Consider the following 20,972-nt stretch of genomic DNA (forward strand, 5'->3'; position numbering starts at 1 on the left):
AGATAGAAAAATGGAACACTCATGGAAAGAACAGTTGAGTCAAGAATTAATAAAACAACTAGGTAGTAAAAAAGGTAAAAAGCTCGCAGAAAAGTACCTCCCCTTCTTATCAATGAGCTATTGTGAACAAAATAGTATCGAAGAAGCAATTAGTGATTTTTTACAAATTGATAAAATGTCAGTGCAAGATCCATTAGCCATTGTTTTTTTTGAATCAGCACGCAGTGAATATCCTTTACATATTAAACTTTACCGATATGGCGGGCCAATTCCTTTATCAGATATTTTACCCATGATCGAAAATATGGGATTAAAAACGTATACGGAAAGACCATATAAAATCTCTGTAGCCCCAGATCAATTTATTTGGATAAGTGATTTTAATGTGACCTATACTCATGCCAATTTGTTTACTCTGGATCAAGTAAAAAGTATTTTTAATGAAGCGCTACACCAAATTATTGGTGGCGCCTGTGAAAATGATGGATTCAATAAATTGGTATTAGGCGCAGGATTGTCGTGGAGAGAAATTGTTATTATTCGGGCTTATGCCAAATACATGCAACAAATTGGCTTTCGTTTCAGCCAGCAGTACATCGAAAAAACAATTGCTCATTATGCCGTGATTACTAAAAAATTAATTGAACTCTTTTATTTAAAATTTAACCTGAAACAGACTGCTGCTACCAAAAATAAAAAATCCGAACTTGAGAAGGAAATTCGAGATGATATTGATGCCATAACGAGTCTGGATGAAGATCATATTATTCGCTATTTCTGGTCTTTAATCAAAGCCACGATTCGTACAAACTATTTTCAGACTGATGCGCAAGGCCAATTCAAAAATTATTTATCTTTTAAACTCAATTCAGCCAAAGTTCCAGACTTACCTGCAGGCCAACCCATGTATGAAATTTTTGTTTACTCCATACGCTTTGAGGGCATCCATCTTCGCAGTGCTAAAGTAGCACGGGGTGGCATTCGCTGGTCTGATCGGCCAGAAGATTTTCGTACAGAAGTTCTTGGTTTGATGAAAGCGCAAAAAGTAAAGAATTCTGTCATTGTACCTTCGGGAGCCAAAGGAGGTTTTATCTTAAAAAAACCAGTTCATATGCTCGACCGAGAACAAATCAAACAGGAAGTAATCTCCTGTTATCAATCCTTTATCCGAGGACTACTCGACATCACCGATAATTATGAAAATGATCGCGTGGTTTCACCCCCGGATACTATTTGCTACGATGATCCTGATCCTTATCTTGTTGTTGCTGCAGATAAGGGAACAGCAACATTCTCCGATATTGCAAATGGTATCGCAAAAGAATATAAATTTTGGTTGGGAGACGCTTTCGCTTCCGGGGGGTCTGCAGGTTATGATCATAAAAAAATGGGTATCACTGCCCGGGGGGCATGGGAGTCAATAAAACGTCATTTTCGTGAATTGGATATCAATATTGAAACGCAGGATTTCACTGTAGTCGGTATTGGTGACATGAGTGGTGATGTATTTGGCAACGGACTGCTCTATACACCTCATTCCCTTCTGATTGCTGCATTTGATCATCGCCATATTTTTCTGGATCCTACGCCAAATGGTTCCCAAACGTTTGCAGAACGGCAGCGTTTGTTTCTATTACCTACCTCTTCCTGGGAAGACTTCAACCCAAAACTTATCTCCAAAGGTGGAGGGGTATATCCCCGTACAAGCAAGTCAATCACTATAACACCTGAGGTGAAAAAAGCGCTTGGGATTACAGCGAACTCTCTGACACCCAATGAATTAATACGTGAAATTTTAAAAGCCCCCGTAGATCTTTTGTTCAACGGTGGAATTGGTACTTATGTCAAAGCATCGACCCAATCACATGCTGATGTAGGCGACAAAACCAATGAATTTTGCCGGGTCAACGGTAATGAGTTAAGGTGCAAAGTTGTAGGGGAAGGTGGCAATTTAGGATTTACTCAGCTCGGCAGAGTTGAATTCGCACTTCAAGGCGGATTGATTAATACTGATTCAATTGACAATTCTGCAGGAGTAAATTGTTCTGACCACGAAGTGAATATAAAAATTTTGTTAAATAAAGAAATGAACGAAGGAAACCTCACCGAAAAAAACCGCAATCAAATACTGGTTAAAATGACTGAAGAAGTCGCTCATCTTGTGTTACAGGACAATTACAACCAGGCATTGGTTTTGGGACTCTCAGCCACGAATGCACTGGCTTACAGTGGTTTATACCAAGCTTACATTAAGGAATTGGAAGGATTAGTCAATTTAGACCGAAGTGTTGAATTTCTGCCCGATGAGAAACATCTTATAGAACGTAAAGCCGCAGGACAAGGGCTCACTCTTCCTGAACTGTCCATTATTATGGCTTACACAAAAATTTATATTACTGGTGAGTTATTAAAGTCTGATTTGCCCGATGACCCTTACTTTTCAATCATCCTGGAAACTGGTTTCCCATCTTTATTGAAGAAAAAATACAGTAAGGCCATGCAAAATCACCGTTTGCGACGTGAAATTATCGCAACACAACTCAGTAACCAAATTGTAAATAACATGGGTCTTACCTTCATGTATCGTTTGCAAATGGAAACTGGACAAAAAGTTGCAGACATTGCCCGTGCTTACATCATTGCTGCAAAAGCTTACCAGACTGATAATTTATATCAGCTCATTGATTCGTTAAATTACAAAGTAACCGTACAAACCCAATATGAACTCCTTCATCATGTGCGCCAACTCATGAATTTAGCAACACGATGGTTTCTTCATCATAAACGTCTCGAGGGAAAAATATCTGACAATATCACACATTACCGTGAATCAATAAGCAAACTGGAAACTTCGATTCCCGATTTAATGGCCGGGGTCACGAAAGAGTATCTGAACCGGATTGTAATACAGTTTGTAGATATAGGACTGCCTGAAGAAGCCGCGAAGAAAATAGCCTCTACCCGTGCCATGTATACGGTTCTTAATGTCATCGAAGTCGCAACACAAAATAAATTTGATCTGGGTAGGACAGCTGAAGTTTATTTCAATGTGGGAAGTAAATTCAGCTTGGTTTGGTTTCGGGATCAAATTGGTAATGACTCACGTGAAGGTCACTGGAATAGCTTGGCACGTTTGTCATTGCGCGATGAATTAGATAATTTGCAACGTAGGTTAACTATAGTCATTTTAAAAAATGCCAAGAAAAAATTGAATTCTGAAGAGCTTATTGCCTATTGGTTTGCGAAAAACCCTTTCATTCAACAAAGATGGGAAAAATTACTGGAAATGTTACTGGGTAGTTCCAGTATTGATTATACCATTTTCTTTATCGCATTACGGGAATTATCCACTTTGATAACTGTGGAGTAGCTCAATTTCTTGAGATTGGCGGCATATTCTATTTGTGTATATCATAATTATTTGGATTTATCTTCTCTCTAAAAAAGCGCGCATTGTTTTTGTATCTCTTTTGGTGATACTGTGGTTTGTGAATCAATTGGATAGATATAAAGGAGATATTTATTATGGATGAAGAAATTCGCAAACAAGCGCATGCAAAAATATCCAGTGCTCATTCTCTGGAACGAAAACACGTACCGAATCAAAAAATAATAGATGAGTACATGCAAGCAATTCAATTATTTTTAGCCATTCAAAAGAAAACAGCTGACGATTTGAAGCATCTGGCTGAATCTTATTATGATTTAGCCACTTTCTATTTTAACAAAAATGAGCATGTCAAAGCAGGAGAATGTTATGTACAGGCCATACAACAACTGCTACTAACAGAATTAAGGGATGACGGATACCGAAGATTAACCGAGCTTTATATTGATTTAGCGGATGCATGTTATGAGGCATGGAACCAACAAGCAGGTGATGAAGCGATGACGAATGCAATAAAAGCTTTTGGTCTCATTCAGAAGAAAACATTGAAAGAAGAACAAATCGGTGATCCGGTTAAGAATTTCAAAGCCTTCCATAAACTTTATGAAGAAAATCTTTCAACCGAGTCCTATCTGGAGTCCTCAAGATTTACAAATCATGAACTTTTGCTTAAGGATGCCCAAGTAAACCGCCAAATGGAGCACGAGCTTTTTGATCAATTTGGGGCTATCTCCATTGGCGAAATGAAACAGATGGATGACAATTTAGAAAATATTTTAAGCCAATTGTCACTCTCAGCTGAAAAGTCTGCATTTAATCCTGTATTAATCAATCCCAACCCGAGTGATGGAGCCTATAGAGATATGGCCATGCAGCTTTTAACGCTTGCTAAATCCCACGTTCAAAAAAAATTAATACCTCAGACTATAGAAACTTATCAACAAGCAATTGCCATATTAAAGATGATAAAAAACCCTCAAATGAGCGATCATCAAATTGTTCAGCATTTGGGAGAGCAAATAGAATATTTACAAAACAAATCCGTTAAAACAGGAAAACAAAGCGCACCTTCATCCTTACCTAAAGAAAACCAGAGCCTTTCAGCAATGCAGGGAGGATTTTTTGCCCAATCATTTTCTCAGCAACCTAAGGATGAGTTCCGCGAAGCTTCTGAGGAGGAGGATGTTGATATGATGGAAGATTCTACTGATTATGGTATCAATATGTAAATTGATTTATTTTTTATTAGCTTATGTGATGCCAATGACTTTAGGAACAGTGATTTTGTTCTTGAAACCCATTGAACAGCATAAGCTCATTGTCTTACTCTCAATCCAATTATTGAATTTTGTTCCATTTTAAAATCCTATTCAGATGCGTCTATAATTTAAAAATAGCTTTGAATATCAATTAATTTGGGAAGCATGAAATTAATGAATATATCAGGATAGGAGCTATTCTATTATGAATCGATATCAGCCCATCCCAATCCAGTGGTATTTTGATCCATCGATTTATGAACTCGAAAAAGAAAATCTATTTAAACAGAATCCTCAATATGTAGGACACCATCTTATGGTGCCGAATTTGAATGATTATTATGTTCTGAAATGCAGTAACGACAGAGAAATATTGATTCATCATGAAAATGGTATCAGCTTGCTCTCAAATATTTGCAGACACCGTCAGGCTCTTCTCTTGTCTGATTCTGGAAACGTTAAAAGAATTCGTTGCCCCATACACAGTTGGTCCTATAGTACTCAAGGAGAGTTAATTCATGCGCCCCACTTTGAACAATTACCTTGTTTGAATCTGGCTAAAGATAATGTCAGTGAATGGAATGGCCTTTTATTCAGGGGAAATAGTAAAATACAGGAACATACAATTGAATCAAAAGCATACAGAATGTTTGATTTCTCTGATTATGTCTTTGCTCAATCCACCTATCAACATTATTCCTTTAACTGGAAAATATTTATGGAGGTTTTTTTAGATAATTATCACATTCCTTTTTTCCATAATGGATTAAGGCGATTGGTTGATGTGAACCACATCGAATGGACTATTAAGGAGTCGTATTCCATTCAATATGTCGACATTCAATCAGACTTAACTAAATTTGGAACGGATAATTTTAAATCATACCAAAATGAGCTACTGGCTGAAGCAAAATCCAATCTACCCCGATATGGAGCAGTTTGGATGGCCTATTATCCTAATATTATGATCGAATATTATCCCTATATGATAATTATCAGTACCATTTATCCCGTGGGCGTTGCTCAATGCATGAATATTGTGGAGTTTTTTCATCCAAAAACGATTTGGGAAAAAAATCCGGGTTTATGCAAAGCCGCACAAGAAGCCTATTTAGAAACTGCGAAAGAAGATGAACAAATATGCACTAGAATAAACGAAGGCAGAAAAGCATTATATGAACAAGGCGAGAACCAATATGGTCCTTACCAATTCGAATTAGAGGCAGCGCTCCCCTCTTTTTATGATTTTCTTACAGAGCATATCAATAGATAGTTTAGGGTTTGGGATTGAGAAATGAACATTTACCTTTGAGCGCTTCAGCCTCGCTCACCAAGTTCTTTAACAATTCATTTACACTCATATTTCTACATAAAGAAGCAGATTGGCCTGCCCATAAGGACATAAAATGAACATTATTTTGTTCCTTGGCTTTCTTTCGCATGTAAGAAGTGAGTGCATTTTGTATGGGATAATCCAGAATACTTGCATTTTTTGTTTCCATACGGTCAATAAATAGATTACGTATACCTCGGGCCAATTTACCTGAAAAAACACGGGTTAAGACCGTATTGTCTTGTTTTTGATTTAATAAGAGTTGTTTGTAGGCATCGGGAATACCGCATTCGTAGCAACTGAGAAATGCAGTTCCCATTTGAATGCCTTCAGCACCTAAATCCATTGCGGCCACGATTCCTCTTCCATCCATAATACCGCCTGCCGCAATAACAGGAATTTTAAGATGATCGACCATTTGGGGTAATAGGCTAAACAAACCTATTAATCCATCCTCTGGTTGACCTATAAAAGTCCCTCTATGCCCTCCGGCTTCACTTCCTTGTGCCACAACGGCATCTACGCCACTGTCGCCAAGAATCTTTGCCTCAGCTAAATTTGTAGCAGTGCCCATGAGAAAAGTTTTATTTTTTTTTAGCTCAGAAATCCATTTCGTCTCCAATACACCAAATGCAAAACTAAGAACCGGTATTTTTTCTTCGATAATAATATGAATTTGCTCTTCGAAAGGTTGGGCGAACGGCTCTGCCACTGGTTCAATAGGAATTTCTAATTCAGGGCAACAGTTTTTTACATCCTGGCATGATTTATGAATTTGATCCGCTGAAGCATGATGATTTTCTGGAATAAAAAGATTTACTGCAAAAGGTTTGTTCGTGAGTTGTCGAATTTTTTTTAAAGCTTTCCTTATCTCAGCGGGGCTCATATATCCAGCACCTAATGAGCCGAGCCCGCCTGAGTTAGATACGGCTGCCACTAACTCTGGGGAAGTTGCACCTCCTGCCATTGGCGCTTGAATGATGGGAAATTTTAAACCAATTTTTTCCTTAAATCGTGTTTGCCACATATTTTTATCCCTTTTTATATTCATTCATATTAAACTTGATTATTTATGAATGCTATAGTCTATATTAGCCCATTGTAGTTTCTGGAAAATCTCTTTTGATTTTTTAGAATATAATGTTTTTTGTATGGAAAATGAAAATCAACGTCTGGTGCATCAAGTTAGGAGGACGCTATGAAAGCACAAGCTATATCATCTTTTGGTGATTCTTCAGTCTTTAAAACAATAAAGATTTCAAAACCTAAAATTAAACCTGGCTATGTGCTTATTCGAGTTGTTGCTACGAGTGTGAATCCCGTCGATTGTAAAGTTCGGTCTGGAAAATACGGTCAGATTGCACCTGCATTCCCTGCCATCTTACATGGAGATGTCGCGGGTGTCATTGAAGACATTGGCCAAGACGTGAGTGGATTTGCCGTTGGGGATGAGGTTTATGGGTGTGCCGGGGGGTTTCTCGGTGAAAATGGTGCACTGGCTGAATATATGCTCGCCGATGCACAATTAATTGCTAAAAAACCAAGAAAACTAAGCATGGTTGAAGCGGCTGCATTACCCTTGGTGTCTATCACTGCATGGGAAGCACTTTTCGAAAAGATTAAAGTTCAAGCGGGGCAAAAAGTATTAATTCATGCTGGGACTGGGGGAGTTGGACATGTAGCGATTCAATTAGCAAAATCCGCAGGGGCTGAGGTATATACTACAGTTTCTTCTTCAGATAAAGGAGATATTGCTAAGTCCCTAGGGGCTAAAGACACGATTAATTATCGCCTGGAATCCGTACAAGACTATGTAAATCGATTAACCCACGGGGAAGGCTTTGATGTGGTATTCGATACGATTGGGGGTGAAAATCTTGATAAATCTATGGAGGCTGTTGCCATGTATGGAAATGTTATCAGCATTCAGGCAGCATCCTCTCATGATCTTTCCCCTTTACATGCAAAATCAGCCAGTTTACACGCTGTTTTCATGTTATTGCCCTTATTACATCATGTACAACGGCAACGCCATGGTGACATATTAAAAGAGATAGCCATGTTGGTGGATAAAGGGAATTTAAAACCTCTAATTGACCCTCATCTTTTCTATTTTGAGAATATTGATAAAGCACACTCTTTACTTGAGTCAGGGAAGGCCGTGGGAAAAATAGTAGTCCAAGCTTATTAATATACTTAGGTAGTGCAGCAAGTAGATATCCTGACTGCAAAGGAAGAATCCTTTATTTGACTCACAGTCAGGAGCTTCATCATTTAGCCTATCCCACTTAAATTTACTTTTTAGATAAAGATTTCAGTTCTTTTCTATGAAGTTCACAGTAAAGCATCGTGCTGCCGATAACCGCTGCGGGCATCACTAAAATATTTAAAAATGGGATTAAACTCAGGATATTGATAGAAATTCCTAATCCGAGTGAGCGCATTTTGTTTTTTGCAACACTGATACGCGTTTCTTTAAAACTCATCAGGTTATTGTCCATAGCAAAATCTTGATATTGAATATTTAATATCCAGGCATTAAAAATAAACCATATAAAAGGATAAATAGGTTGTATTAAAGGCACAAAAAATAAAGCAACCAAGAGTAAAAAACGAGGCAAAAAATAGCCAAGGAATTCAAATTGGCGTTTTATACTCCGAATCACCATTTTGAAAAAAGACAGTGAAGGGATCTCACTATTAAAAAATAAGTTTTGCGTTTTCTCTGCTAACAATCCATTCAGTGGAGCAGCAAATATATTAAAAAATACAGTAAACAAACAAAAAAACATGAAAAAGAAACCAAGAAGAAATAGGACAAAAAATATACTGCTGAGAAAACTTAACCAAGAGGGTAATTTATCTAAATAATCATAAACAAAAGGTAATAAATAATAGTAAATCAAGTAAAATAATCCAGCAAACATCAAAAAGTTCACTGCCAAAGGCAATATAATAAAACGCCTTAACCCAGGCGTTAAAAGATGATTCATTCCTCTAAGCACATAAATCATACCATTAAAAAAATCCATAATTTTTATCTCCTGGTACTGACAAGGATTACAGAGATTAATCTGAATAACTATATTATTTAATAAAATATTATCTTTTAAATTAATATTTATAATTCTTGAGCAAAATAATGACAAAATAACTTAGTAATATATAATGCTGCGTAATTTATTTCAGATAAGGATTGGATAGATGTTAGAAAAAGAAAAAGTAAAACAAGTACCCAAATTAATAACTTTGTCCGCAAAAGCACTATATAAAAGTGACCCCATTCAATTCTTTACTTTTTACAAAAATAAAGAACTACCTATTGCCATAGAAGACACTTACGTCAACGAACCCCTGCAAAAAATGGTTCAAAAACAAGAGGAAGTTTACTTAAAAAAAATAGCAAAAAGAAAGGAAAAAGTAGATTACAAAGCAACTAATCTAGAAAAAAACTGCTTTTTTCGTAACTGTACCGCTTTAACTATGACTTCTTTAGGTGGTGGAATTCATCTAGGAGTATATTATATCCTAAGGGCAAGTGGGGCATCCTTCTCAACAACGCTCACTTTTCTTAGTACAATACCTGCAACCCTGGTCGTTGCAGCCTGTTTTAGCCCATGTGCTAATTATTTGTTTGCAAAAGCAGTAGCTCAGTGTACGACACCTGGAGTCACTGATAATGTGATTGATTTACACCAAATAGTGATTGAAAGTTCCAGTGTCTCTTTCTCCAAACCTCCTACACCTAAAGAATCTTGGGATTCAAAAAACTCTGACAAAGATGAAATATTGGAAGAGCACGAAAACGCATCGAATTTTAATATGTAAAGGCAATTCATAAGTGAAATGATTATTGTAACAACCTTGTTACAATATTAAATATCATTGTTATATTCCTGTTACAGTTATTATTTAAAATGGGGAAAGAACAATAAAGAGGGGAATACAAGATGCTAAAAAAATTATTGCTGTGCGGAGTAATGGGTGCAGCGACTTTATTTTCTACAGCTACAGCATTTGCTTACTATTATGATCATGATTATCCTCGATATAAATTCTACCATCATCGCCATCATCAACCGCGTTGGAAAAATTTTTATAGATGGACTCCTCCTCCAGGAGATCAAATCATTGTTGAAAACGGTCCTGCTTACCCACGTTACCATCAACACTATTAAGTGTGAAATTCTTATGAATGGGCCTGGCGGGCCCATTTCTATATGAAATTTCAAGATTGCACCTTGTTCTTTTTGGCCCGCATTCATAAAATAAAATCTTCATACTTTTTTTATGCATCCCATGTATACCTCTTTTAAATTATGTATTCAGTTAGGTGTTTTAGCCTTACTCACATGTCTAATCATTTATTCACTTCTTGCACTGTATCTTGTAAATCAAGCTGAAAATGATGAAAAAAAGCAAGCGGATGTGATATTAGTTCTTGGAGCAAAGGCTTATCGCAATAATTCTTACAATCCTTGTCTTGTGGCTCGAGTCCAACATGCGGTGAATCTATACAAAGATAAATACGCGCCTAAATTACTTTTTTCAGGGGGTACTGATTTTGAAGACGGAACAAATGAAGCACAAACGATGGAACAAATTGCATCATCTTTAGGTGTTCCTCCTAAAGACATATTGCTCGAAACCAGCTCCACCTCAACTTATGAAAATTTACTCTATTCTAAAAAAATACTCCAAAATAAAAACTTCAAATCAATTATTCTGGTTACTGAACCGTTCCATTCCCCCAGAGCCCGTCTGGTGGCGAAACATTTAAAGCTTAATGTATTCACTTCACCAGCCATAAAGAGCAAATGTTGGCTGGAAAAAAAATATTTCTCTAAATATTTTTTAAAAGAACCCCTTGCCATTATGTATTATAAAATAACTAAAAAATTATAGAATAATCCTCTAGGCACACAGCTCGCCCGATACTTCATATAAGTGTGCACAAGGATTGACCGTCTCAATTGGAATTTGGATTGTTCAGTTAATGAAGGGGCTACGAGCGTAACCCCTGGATTACATATTATCTATTTGTTACGAGTACAAGTCTCAGAACCCAGTTGATTGTCAGATTGAACAATCCAGTTAGATTGCAATGAGCCATCGGGTTTGATTTCAATCATTTGAATACCAATATTATCTGGTTTGCGGGGATCCCAGAAGGAAGAAGCAACAACATTAGTCATGTTGGGATGCATGACTCCTGTGCCATAAAGTATAGGGTCTCCATTACTATTTTCCCATTGTAATGTATAAGTATCCCCAGATTTTGAAACATTAAGTGAATTAGTGACATTGTTATTAGATGAATCCATCCGTTGACATTGATAATCGCCTAAAAAGGAAGTAGTACTGTTATTCGTTGTTGAGGAACTGGTATTACTGGTCGAATTGGTATTCGATGAATTGTTATTACCCATTGAATTCGTATTGCTGTTTGTATTCATATTGCCAGTTGAATTCGTATTGTCCGTTGGATTCGTATTGCTGGTAGGAGTATTTGTATTATCTGTCGAAGCATTGTTATCATTTAGACCAGTGTTGTCCGCGTGCGACGTGAGCACCGGTAGGGATAATGCAGCAATTAAATAAACACTTTTAATCACAGTTTTCATAATAAATTCCTTTTCACATAATTAGATTTATGAAAATACGCTATTGTTGTTGCGCTATTTTAGTACAGGTTTCAGTACCACCTTTATCCTTATTACTTTCTGCAAAAACCCCATCTAAAGAACCATCAGGTTTGACAGTGAAGAGCTGGATGGTTGTAACCGTAGGCGATTTAGGTTGCCAAAAGATATAACCTATGGCATTCCCTCCTTTACTCATTAATCCTTTACCCACATAATAGGGAAATACACTTCCTGTAGGGATACCTGAAATCTTATAAATATCTCCATTTTTCTTAAAAACTATGGTTTCGGTCCCATCATTGGGAGTAGTAAAAGGGTCATGGTAGGAACATTTGTAAGACCCGGAAATATCAGTGGCATCTGCAGCAAAACAAACGGGGGAAACCGCCAAAATAGTTACCATCGATGCTATCGAAAGCTTATTGAGGATACGCATAAGAACTCCTTTTCTTAATGACTTAAAAATAATTTTAAGGGCAATATAAGCTAATAATAAATATATGTTACCCGATATGGAAAAGCAAATTTCAATTTGAAAAATTTTTATATAAAACAGTTAGCTTAAATTAAAAATAATGCGCTAATCGTATCTATTGCACGTCCAATAAAATAGATTGGATAGTATGTTCTAATCTGCTTCGATGAAAGAGAGTTTAATTCATTATTGATTTATTCTCTTTTGAATTCATTATTGAATCTTCTTCAATGAATTGATTCAATTTTTTTAAGCGTCCTTGATTGATTGCTATCGTTTCGAAGAAACTAAGAGGATTAGGTTTGCCCCGAACAGCAGACTGTTTTTTCTCAGCTGCAGCACATTTTGTCTCACCCGAGATAGATAGAAAGGAGTATTTATCGCGTTTGTCTTGTTTACGATTTTGAATATATGTGTTTAAACATAGCAAAGAGGCTGCAGAATGAACTATTCTCGCTTCTTGACACGTTAAGGTTTTTGCCTGCCGCTTTATCCCATCAATAAAATTCAAAACGCCCCCTACCGACTGATCTTTTCGTGTAGCAAAATCTACCTCTAATAAATGAACTGTTTTATCGAGGATATCTTCTCTTACATGCTCGACTCTGGCTTTTTGAACAAAAGGATAAATCCACCGGCTTCGATTGGTCGCAATGAGAAAGTCACTTCGCTTTGTAGGGATACAATCCACTATGTTTTTGAGTGCATTGACAAAAGTAATTGATCGGCAATCAATGTATTCATCATATCTATTAAAAAAATCGACGCAATGTGCCGGTTTTTGATCTAACCAATTAAAGATGGCCAACTCAGAACGGCGCTCTTCATCGGTCGTAGGATGACGAAAATAAATGAGAAAAGGAAGCAATGCGAGTTGTTCTACTGTGCAAAATCGGTACATCAAATAAAAGGCTCCCCTGAGCAAGAACATGATGTCTTTTATTTTTGGTAATTCTTGTGGTTTTTGATCCACGATGAATTGATTTAAACGTAGCCAGGGATAACCTTCCTCTGCTTGTTCTTTATATCCAAGCATACGACTGGCAGTAATTATTAAAGGAATTAACTCGTTTGCTTTCAGGTGATCCCCTGCTAATTCATTAAAATGGTTTAAAAGAGATTCATATAATATTGGATGGTGGTAGTCAGCAGGCAACACCCCTGCTTTGGCAAGAAAATTTTCCAAAGCGATCCAAGGTCCCACTTGGCTGTCATCTTTCCATTGATCATAAGACAAATGATCAGCTGCCCATTTCCAGAATTGATGGAAGATATCCTTAATGGTAGCCATCATCTCCTGGGTAATACTCTCTTCATCATTCAGGGAGCCAGTGAACTCAACTAATTTTGCAGCAAAAGAGGCATTTGTTTTAGATGTGATTACAGATTCATTATATAATTCATTGATTTTTATTTTTAACTCGTAAACCTTCATTCTTTCCCTCCCTGTCAGTGATTTGTATTTTAATTGCATGCAAATTATTTACATTTTTTTTAAATATATAACAAAAAGATTTTTTTAAATCTATAGACACAAGCGATGACTTTTTACTATTACCTCTTTATGATTTAAAACAAGGTTGTTTTTCAAGACACAAATCAATTGAAATCGATTCCCACAGCTTATTTTCTATGAATGAAACTGTGTATTTCCTCCATTATTATGGCAATATAAATACTTTTTTTAGTTAGAATATTTCTGCTGCAAGAAGGATGATTTTCCCAATGTTTGATTTCACGGGTATTTATACTGATCAGTATCAACTCACAATGGCTCAAGTTTATTTTTTAAAAGGCCATAGAAACAATACCGCAGTTTTTGATTATTTTTTTAGAAAAATTCCCTTCAGTTCTGGATATGCTATTTTTGCGGGCTTGGCAGACTTATTGGACATTTTAGAGAACTATCATTTCAGCCAGGGCGACATTAATTTTTTAGAAGAAAAAGGGTTTCATCCGGATTTTCTAGCTTATTTAAAAGATTTTCAATTTAGGGGAACAGTGTATTCGATACAGGAGGGAGATTTGATTTTTCCTACCTGCCCTATTCTTACTATTGAAGCGAATATAATTGAAGCACAAATTATTGAAACAGTGCTCTTGAATTTATTAAATTTTCAAACATTAATTGCAACAAAAGCCAGTCGAATTCGACATGCGGCAGGCTCTTGTAAATTAATCGATTTTGGTTTACGCAGAGCACAAGGACCCGGAGGTTATTTTGCTAGCCGTGCGGCAATTGTTGGCGGGTTTGACGCAACGAGTAATGTGAGTGCAGGTCGAGATTATGATATTCCTATCTCGGGAACCATGGCCCATTCATTTATTCAAAGTTATGATAATGAATTAACTGCATTTCGTGATTTTGCTGAAATCTGGCCCCATAACTGCACTCTTCTCGTTGATACCTACAGAACATTAGAAAGTGGTGTACCCAATGCCATTCGCGTCGGAAAGGAAATGGAGAAACGAGGCCATCGTCTTCAAGCCATCCGGTTAGACAGTGGTGATTTAGAATTCTTAGCGAAAAAATCGCGGCAGATGCTGGATGAGGCCGGCTTGCATTACGTCAAAATTGTGGTCTCTAACCAATTGGATGAAAACAGCATTCGAGCTCTACGTGAACAAAAAACACCCATAGATATTTTTGGAGTCGGTACAAATTTAGTGATTGGCGCCCCTAATGCTGCACTGGATGGGGTTTATAAATTAGCTCTTGTCAATGAAAAACCGCGCCTTAAACTGTCTGAGTCAAAAGTTAAAATTACTTTACCCTATAAAAAACAAGTTTTTAGATTATTGGATCAAGGCAAGTTTTTAGGTTTAGATGTGATTGGTTTAATGGGCGAAAAAGATTTGCAAGATTATTGCCCCTTCGAAAACAAAAAATCTTTCTTAATTCAGCATGTTGAACAAGAACCTTTATTACAAATGGTCATGGACAAAGGCAGAAGATTAATGCCCAACAAAACTCTGGAACAAATCGCAAAATACAGCAGAAAACGATTAAACCAGTTGCCTGGGGAATACAAACAATTTGAAAATACAGGCTTATATCAAATAGGGTTGAGCAATCAACTTAAAATGAAACGAGATGAGCTAATTAAAGAGTATACCCATTCGAATGTTGATGAATCATCCTTTTAGGCTCCTATTAAATATAAGTAACAGATTGCCCTCCTACAAGCCGTATCTCTGCTTTTACGGCAGTAGAAACTCTGTCTCCCGGTAATACAATTCCTATTAAATTTAATGGGTCGGTCGACGAAATGGTTTGTGGAAGAGGATCAATTGGCTCATTGCGCATTGCGCGTAAGGAGTCTACGGCATAAGGTAAAGCAAATTGCTCACCCAGGAATCCATCGACAAAGCGGCCCCCCCGAACTTCACCACGTAATTCGAGTCGACGAAAACAAATGAGTAATTCACGCCAGCGCGGAATATTTTTTTCTCGTGCCAATAAGTCGCGGAATACTACGCCATACCTTTTCAAAAGCATCCAGCACGCTGCTTCAATACGTTTTTCACTATCAGATTGCGCATGGACATGTAATAAAGACCAGCGGCCTGTACTGAGTGGAAATAATGGGCGGCGTCGATGACGGCTGTGGTATTTACGTTTTGTATTCATTAAGGTACGTACATTATCAAAACTGTCTGCTGTTACCATACCTGCTGCGACGAGTTCCCATAATCCATTTTCTACTTCAACTTTTAGGTTCCCTGTACCTCGAACAATGTCTGCATAAAATGACGCACCATATTTTTGTAAAAACTGGTATATATTACGCGCTGGATGACTTAAATTGCTAATATCTTCTATATGCTCCAACAAGACATGCGGTTGGATCCAATCTGCTTCTTCCCGTACAAAAAAGGTAATCGGCGCATTCCGGGAAGGTGAAAGGCGCCTCGCTTTTTTATTTGACTCCTCAGTCATATTAATAGATGGATGGGGTGATATGCGCCCCCATCCTACAAGACCGCTCATACAGAGTTTATCTAATAAGGCGAGATCGTAATCTTGCACCCGAGCAGGAAAAATTTGAGTTTCCCAAGCATTTGCAGCAAGCTCAAAGCCTTGTAATTGCTTGATTACCTCCAGTAAACCGCCCTCACCGCGCATCTGGCTACCTTTTGTTACATGCTGCCATTTAAGTAACCAGGCCATAAATTGAGTACGGGTCACGGGTTTGATTTGTTTGCGTAAAGATTCTGTGGTGTATCTATGGATGCGTGCCAATAATCGTCGCTCACACCATTCCAGTTCACCTTGACATTCCGCACGAAAATTCCCTCGCAATAGATACCCACTTGCCTCTAATTTCAATAAGGTATGTGCTACATCGGATGAGGTACAGTGCAAGAAATTCATTAAGGAATTTTGAGTCACAGGCCCCAAATAGGATAACCAACCTCGCAAAGATTTCAGCAAGCTCTCTTCGGCTGAGCTCGAATCTTCCTCTATGTCCCTCATATCATGATGAAACCTGGCTTGAGGAAAAATCGCTGTAAAAGATTTCTTTTTTTCTGCAGGAACATAATAATTAATTCCTGCAAAGGTAGCTAAGGCTGCTCTCCCCTCCTGCTGCAACACATTGAAATAATTTTTCCATGCAGGGACAGAAGATTGATATTCTGAAATCCGGATTGTTTCAGGAAAGACAATTACGGTTTGTAAGACATCATGTAATTCATCGACAGAGCGAATATCAGGCCAAGCTTGTTCTTGAACTTCAGTAACCGCTTTGGGATCCAGTTTTCCCACTTCGTCTAACAAAGCTTCGGGAAGCACCCGGCGCATTTCCACTGCACGTGCCCTCCTTTCTTCTAAAGGGGCATCATCTAAAAATGCATAGGGATTTGCATTTAAAATTTCATGAGAAAATACAGAGGGTATCGGAGTATCCACTGACACGCAGGTAATCCGCTTGGTCTCAATTCCATGGATGACTTCAGCAAATCCATCAATATCTAAAGCTTCTGTGAGAATATCTTTCATCGTTTCTTCTATCAGTGGATGCTCTGGCAAGGTGATATCCCTTCCATTTAAATTATCCTGGCAGGCTGCCGCATCTGGAAAAACAGCCCCTAATAAATCTTCTGAGAGCATACGCTGAATATGGGGGGGTGTTTTTTTACCACCTCGAAACCGGAGTAAGGATAAAGAACGAGAGGCAACTGCGCGAAAGCGCATTCCTAATAAAGGCGATTGCAATACCGCTTGGGTCAATACATCCTTCAGTGTGTTTGAATGCAAAAAATGAAACACGTCCGATAAGGGAAAACTATGTTGTTCTGCAAGGGAAATATTTAATCCGTTATCTGTCGCAGCTGCTTGTAATTCAAAATTAAATGATCGGCAGAATTTTTTCCGTAAAGCCAAACCCCATGCTTTATTAATACGGGCTCCGAAAGGGGCATGGATGATGAGTTGCATGCCGCCGCTTTCATCAAAAAAACGTTCCGCAATGACGGTTGTTTGGGTAGGGACTGCATTCAGTATTTGCCGCCCCAATCGGACATACTCTAACAATTGTTCGGCAGCGGAAGAGTCCAATCCACAATGTTTCCTGAGCCAATGGATTGCCCTTTTAACTTCAGGATAATCTCTTATTTCTGTGATTTGAGCTATTTTTTCTGGCAATAACTCACTTATTTTTTCACGCATCTGCGACACTTGAAGTGATAACTCGATACTGCGCGCAGGAGCCTCTCCCAACCAAAAAGGAACACTGGGAGGTGCTCCATGTGCATCTTCAACCAATACACGTCCGGGTTCAACTCGAAGTACTTTCCAGGAATTGGTTCCCAGCAAAAAAATATCACCACGATTACTTTCTACTGCGAAATCCTCATCCAACGTACCTACGACAGCATTATCTGGCATCGCAAGGACGGTATACAGCCCATTATCTGGAATGGCTCCGCCACTTGTAATCGCAGCAAGCCGGCTGCCTCGTCTTGACTTGATGACATGATTGACCTGATCTCGATGAATGTAAGCGCCATAGCGGCTTCGTGATCCACTCACTCCTTCAGACAACATCACCAGAATTTCATCAAATTTTGCTTTGGTTAAATTTCGATAAGGATAAGCATTTTTAAAATGGCGAAAGAGCTTCTCTTCCTCCCAATCTTGGGTCGCACATGCAGCTACGATTTGTTGCGCCAAAATATCCAAGGGTTCTTTAGGAATAATTAACTGATCAAGATCTCCTTGACGTATTGCATAAACCAGGGCAGCACATTCCAATAACTCATCTCTTGTGGTCGCAAAAATTCTGCCCTTAGAAATTGCTGCATGCCAGTGTCCTGCTCGTCCAATCCGTTGCAGTGCCGTAGCAATCGCTCGAGGGGAGCCGATTTGGCAAACCAGATCGATGCTGCCTATGTCGATTCCTAATTCCAATGAAGCTGTAGCCACAAGAACGGACAGCTCACCTTTTTTTAATTTTGTTTCAGCTTCAAGCCTTAATTTTCTAGATAAACTGCCATGATGCGCTAAAACTTTATGTTCACCTAAACGCTGTCCCACATGATGTGCAACCCGTTCTGCGAGTTTTCGGGTATTCACAAAGACCAAAGTCGATCGGTTCTCCTGTGCATAGCAGGTAATTTTTTCATAAATTTCATCCCACATCTCATTGGATGCCACTGCAGCGAGTTCACTTTCTGGAACAACAACCTGCAAATCAAGCTGTCGTTCATGCCCTATATTGACCAATTTCACCCTGGAATTTTTAGCACCCGTTAAGAAATGCGCCACTTGTTCCAAGGGTTTTTGGGTTGCAGACAATCCAATACGAATAAAGGGTTTTAAAGTAAGCGCTTTTAAACGTTCCAGTGATAAAGTGAGATGCGAACCTCGCTTGTTGTTTGCTAAAGCATGTATTTCATCGACGATTACCGTATGGATACTTGCTAAATTGAGGCGACTTTTTTCGGCAGTTAATAAAATATAAAATGATTCAGGCGTAGTGATTAAAATATGTGGTGGCTGCTTCAACATTTTTTGTCTTTCGCTATTCGGCGTATCTCCAGTTCTCACTGCAACACGAATTTCAGCCATAGAATAACCATGCTCTTTGGCTAATTGGGTGATTTCCTGTAAAGGAACCAATAAATTTTTTTGAACATCATTACTCAGTGCTTTGAGCGGCGATACATATAAAACTTCAGTAATATTTTGCAGATTCCCGGATAAGGCTTTGCGAATTAATGCATCCAGGCAGGCTAAAAAAGCAGCTAAAGTTTTACCAGAACCTGTGGGAGAGGAAATCAGGGTATCGTTAGACGATAATATCAATGGCCATCCCTGTTCTTGTGGTTCAGTTGGCTTTCCTACCTTATGGATAAACCACTCCTGTACCAGGGGGTGGGCCCAAGCCAGACTTTGATAGGTTGGTGCATTCATAGGTTAATGGTTTATGAGCAATTCAATACATAAGTATAGGCTATCTACTTGTATTTAGGCGTCCTTGTCCGATTTCTTTTTTGAATAAAATTTATTCTGCATCCATTAGAATTTGTTCGATTTCTCTATTTTTAAATACAACATGTTGATGCAAACCAACTGAAATAACTGCGGGAGCTAATTCTTTTATGGCTTCCATGGCTTCTAATTTTTGCTGTGCTGTACTCGTTGGTTTTTCAAAAATTTCTATATTGGCCAAAAAAGCAGCAACAGTACCTTTCCGTACTGTTTTGCCATTGATGGATGCATTATCCACTCCATCTGCCAAAATATCTTCAGGTCGAACCGAATGTTTGTCAGTCATATTTTCTCCCCTTCTATTCATTTGAAATGATGTGACTCAAGATGGCCTTTGAGACCCTTTAAATGGCTCGGGTTCCTGGTGGTTTAGTTCTACCTGTGCCCTTCTGGAGTTCAATTCTTGGATTAGTTTTTTTTGATTATTAGCCCATATTAAAGATCCTTCATAATAGGAACTGTACTCGGGAATCAGCAGAGAAACCTTTTCTTTGGTTTGTTGTATGATATATCTAGAATCATTTTTCTCTTCTTTCTTTTCCTTAGTTAATTGGATACCTATATCTAGGGTATCCATTGTCCGTTTGTAATCAATCCCTTTTTTTAAATATTTTTCCAACATTGCATCACTCTGTTTAAATAATAATGAAATACTGTAACATTTTTTAACCATCAAATGAAATGCAGACTTCTAAGATTTTCTATAGCCTTCAACCCTAATTGAGATTATTCCGATTTTTTCCCCTTTCAAGTCTCGAGTTAATCGGCGGGTTTCAGGAAATTATGCTAAAACAAAAGACCACGCGGACAAGCCGCGGGGCGTAGGCAGGAAGTAATTAGGAAATCGCTTTTCCTAAATCGACCAAAGGTGGTTGATTCATCCTCTAGAAAAACATATCTCCACTTTCACCCTCCCCATCTTAAAGTATCCAGCTTCCCTCCTGCTTAAAGAAGGTATCCTTCTTCAACCTACTTAATCAAAAAATTATCCAGCCTTCCCCCTACCTTAAGGAGGTGTTCATCTTCAACCTCCTTACTTAAAAATATGCAGCTTTCCACCTACTCTTAAGCAGGTATCCATCTTCAATCTCCTTACTTAAAATATCCAGCTTTCCACCTACCTTAAGCAGGTATCCATCTTCAATCTCCTTACTTAAAAATATCCAGCTTTCCACCTACCTTAAGCAGGTATCCATCTTCAATCTCCTTTACTTAAAATATCCAGCTTTCCACCTAACTTAAGGAGGTGTTCATCTTCAACCTCCTTACTTAAAAATATGCAGCCTTCCACCTACCTTAAGGAGGTGTCCATCTTCAACATCCTTAACCAAAAAAATCCAGATTTCCCCCTACCTTAAGGAGGTGTCCATCTTCAAC

At 38.1% G+C, this 20,972-nt stretch carries 16 protein-coding genes; 8 read left to right on the plus strand and 8 right to left on the minus strand.

Annotated elements, in window-relative coordinates; translation table 11 throughout:
• Positions 1–10 precede the first annotated feature (10 nt).
• The 3 genes from BU07_RS0116475 to BU07_RS0116490 all read left to right on the plus strand — a co-directional run bounded on the left by BU07_RS0116475 (position 11) and on the right by BU07_RS0116490 (position 5,920).
• Complete coding sequence (locus tag BU07_RS0116475; RefSeq protein WP_031567999.1) at positions 11–3,370, plus strand: NAD-glutamate dehydrogenase; 3,360 nt, start codon at positions 11–13, stop codon at positions 3,368–3,370.
• A 155-nt stretch (positions 3,371–3,525) separates the two neighbouring features.
• On the plus strand, positions 3,526–4,617 hold the full coding sequence (locus BU07_RS0116480) for a hypothetical protein (RefSeq protein WP_051635642.1): 1,092 nt from the start codon (positions 3,526–3,528) through the stop codon (positions 4,615–4,617).
• A gap of 235 nt (positions 4,618–4,852) precedes the next feature.
• Complete coding sequence (locus tag BU07_RS0116490) at positions 4,853–5,920, plus strand: aromatic ring-hydroxylating oxygenase subunit alpha (protein ID WP_242601916.1); 1,068 nt, start codon at positions 4,853–4,855, stop codon at positions 5,918–5,920.
• Between the two features lies 1 nt (position 5,921).
• Here BU07_RS0116490 and BU07_RS0116495 read toward each other — a convergent pair whose 3' ends face one another.
• On the minus strand, positions 5,922–7,007 hold the full coding sequence (locus BU07_RS0116495; protein ID WP_031568005.1) for an NAD(P)H-dependent flavin oxidoreductase: 1,086 nt from the start codon (positions 7,005–7,007) through the stop codon (positions 5,922–5,924).
• Positions 7,008–7,178: 171 nt separating this feature from the next.
• Here BU07_RS0116495 and BU07_RS0116500 point away from each other — a divergent pair, with 171 nt between their 5' ends.
• Positions 7,179–8,171 carry a zinc-dependent alcohol dehydrogenase family protein gene (locus BU07_RS0116500; protein ID WP_031568007.1) on the plus strand — a complete coding sequence of 331 codons (993 nt, stop codon included), beginning with the start codon at positions 7,179–7,181 and terminating at the stop codon, positions 8,169–8,171.
• A gap of 103 nt (positions 8,172–8,274) precedes the next feature.
• On the opposite strand, the gene cysZ is transcribed toward BU07_RS0116500, so the two are convergent.
• Entirely contained in the window at positions 8,275–9,012 is a 738-nt protein-coding gene (gene cysZ / locus BU07_RS0116505) for a sulfate transporter CysZ (protein WP_051635643.1), read from the minus strand.
• A 172-nt stretch (positions 9,013–9,184) separates the two neighbouring features.
• Between cysZ and BU07_RS0116510 the strand changes: the two genes are divergently transcribed.
• The 3 genes from BU07_RS0116510 to BU07_RS0116520 all read left to right on the plus strand — a co-directional run bounded on the left by BU07_RS0116510 (position 9,185) and on the right by BU07_RS0116520 (position 10,885).
• The gene (locus tag BU07_RS0116510) at positions 9,185–9,808 is read left to right on the plus strand and encodes a hypothetical protein (RefSeq protein ID WP_051635644.1); all 624 of its coding nucleotides are present in this window, start codon (positions 9,185–9,187) and stop codon (positions 9,806–9,808) included.
• A gap of 122 nt (positions 9,809–9,930) precedes the next feature.
• Positions 9,931–10,158: a hypothetical protein gene (locus tag BU07_RS0116515; RefSeq protein ID WP_031568012.1), complete on the plus strand. Its 228-nt coding sequence runs from the start codon at positions 9,931–9,933 to the stop codon at positions 10,156–10,158.
• 121 nt (positions 10,159–10,279) lie between these two features.
• Positions 10,280–10,885 (plus strand): YdcF family protein, encoded by a 606-nt coding sequence (locus tag BU07_RS0116520; protein WP_031568014.1) that lies wholly within the window; start codon positions 10,280–10,282, stop codon positions 10,883–10,885.
• Positions 10,886–11,016: 131 nt separating this feature from the next.
• Here BU07_RS0116520 and BU07_RS0116525 read toward each other — a convergent pair whose 3' ends face one another.
• From BU07_RS0116525 to BU07_RS0116535, 3 genes are all read right to left on the minus strand, one after another.
• Positions 11,017–11,604, minus strand: a complete 588-nt coding sequence (locus BU07_RS0116525; RefSeq protein WP_031568016.1) for a hypothetical protein — start codon at positions 11,602–11,604, stop codon at positions 11,017–11,019.
• 40 nt (positions 11,605–11,644) lie between these two features.
• A complete protein-coding gene (locus BU07_RS0116530; RefSeq protein WP_031568018.1) occupies positions 11,645–12,061 on the minus strand; it encodes a hypothetical protein in 417 nt (138 codons plus the stop codon).
• Between the two features lie 217 nt (positions 12,062–12,278).
• Entirely contained in the window at positions 12,279–13,535 is a 1,257-nt protein-coding gene (locus BU07_RS0116535; RefSeq protein ID WP_031568020.1) for a hypothetical protein, read from the minus strand.
• A 290-nt stretch (positions 13,536–13,825) separates the two neighbouring features.
• Here BU07_RS0116535 and BU07_RS0116540 point away from each other — a divergent pair, with 290 nt between their 5' ends.
• Entirely contained in the window at positions 13,826–15,247 is a 1,422-nt protein-coding gene (locus BU07_RS0116540; protein WP_031568022.1) for a nicotinate phosphoribosyltransferase, read from the plus strand.
• A 7-nt stretch (positions 15,248–15,254) separates the two neighbouring features.
• On the opposite strand, the gene BU07_RS0116545 is transcribed toward BU07_RS0116540, so the two are convergent.
• From BU07_RS0116545 to BU07_RS0116555, 3 genes are all read right to left on the minus strand, one after another.
• A complete protein-coding gene (locus BU07_RS0116545; protein WP_031568024.1) occupies positions 15,255–19,517 on the minus strand; it encodes a DEAD/DEAH box helicase in 4,263 nt (1,420 codons plus the stop codon).
• 91 nt (positions 19,518–19,608) lie between these two features.
• A complete protein-coding gene (locus BU07_RS0116550) occupies positions 19,609–19,881 on the minus strand; it encodes a hypothetical protein (protein WP_031568026.1) in 273 nt (90 codons plus the stop codon).
• Positions 19,882–19,917: 36 nt separating this feature from the next.
• Entirely contained in the window at positions 19,918–20,217 is a 300-nt protein-coding gene (locus tag BU07_RS0116555) for a hypothetical protein (protein ID WP_133134489.1), read from the minus strand.
• Positions 20,218–20,972 lie beyond the last annotated feature (755 nt).

This window comes from Legionella wadsworthii DSM 21896 = ATCC 33877 (assembly GCF_000701265.1).
Taxonomy (GTDB): Bacteria; Pseudomonadota; Gammaproteobacteria; order Legionellales; family Legionellaceae; genus Legionella; species Legionella wadsworthii.